Genomic DNA, 1,060 nt, shown 5'->3' with positions numbered 1-1,060 from the left:
TATAGTAATCGTTAGAATTTTTTACTCAAAGACTCTTGTAAGAGATAATGAACCATCTCGACGATGTTTCCGTCGAGGAATTGCAAGACGCTCTCGACAACGTGGACGGAAAGAAGCCGACACAACGGCTCTTAGCAGCTATCGCGTACAAGAACGGTGTCACGCAGACCGAGCTAGCCCAGTGGTACGATGTTCAGCGACGGACGATCTACAGCTGGCTCAAGCGACTCGACACCAACGAGTCGCTTGAGCAAGCTGTTTCTGACGATAAGCGAACTGGGAGAAAACGGAAACTTTCAGAAACACAGCAAATCGAATTTCAAGAAATCGTCCACGAACCTCCTCAAGAAGTCGGCATCGACGCGCCGGCGTGGACGCCGGCGCTTGCCCAAGATTTCCTCGAAGAAACCTACGACGTCGAGTATTCAATCCCGAGCTGTCGGCGGTTACTGAAAGAAGCGGGATTGAGCTATCAGAAACCACGCCGTACAGCCGCCGAAGCCGACGAAGACGAGCAAGAAGCGTTCTACGAAGAACTCAAAAAAAGCGGCGGAAGATGGACGCCACCGTAGTCTGTATCGATCAAACCAAGAAATCCGTGCAAGTTGAGCCGCGTGCCGCGTGGTTTCCGCGTGGCACGCGGCCCTCGGTCAAACTCTCTGGTCAACGCGACTGGACGTGTCTGCTGGGCGCGATCACCGAGGACGGTGATCGCTTCTTTTCACGATTCGAAGAGTACGTCACCGCTGAACACGCGAAACATTTCATTTTAGCACTATGTAAAGAATTTGAAGATGACTTGCTCGTGGTGCTAGATGGTGCGCCGTACTTTCAAGCGTCGGCCGTCACGGACCTGGCGGCCCGTGACGACCTCGCGTTCGTGACGCTTCCATCATACTCGCCGGAGCTAAACCCGGTTGAGGAGTGCTGGAGACAGCTTCAAGCAGCGTTGAGCAACCGATTTTTCGACTCACTTGACGAGTTAACGACAGCGATAGACGCCGCTCTTGACCAGCTTTCGGTCCCAAAAGTGAGTAATTACTTCTAACGAATACTATAG

Annotated in this window: 1 protein-coding gene; it reads left to right on the top strand. The window is 52.5% G+C overall.

Features of this window, described 5'->3' with window-relative positions:
- The first annotated feature begins 47 nt into the window (after positions 1-47).
- Positions 48-1,048, top strand: a protein-coding gene (locus tag C5B91_RS23145) for an IS630 family transposase (protein WP_115819425.1) whose coding sequence is annotated in 2 segments (ribosomal slippage) — positions 48-540 and positions 540-1,048 — 1,002 coding nt in all. Because the reading frame shifts where the segments join, the coding sequence is not laid out codon by codon here.
- Positions 1,049-1,060: the final 12 nt, after the last annotated feature.

The organism is Haloferax sp. Atlit-10N (assembly GCF_003586325.1).
GTDB classification, from domain to species: Archaea; Halobacteriota; Halobacteria; order Halobacteriales; family Haloferacaceae; genus Haloferax; species Haloferax prahovense.
This window is presented reverse-complemented; position numbering and strand designations above follow the sequence as displayed.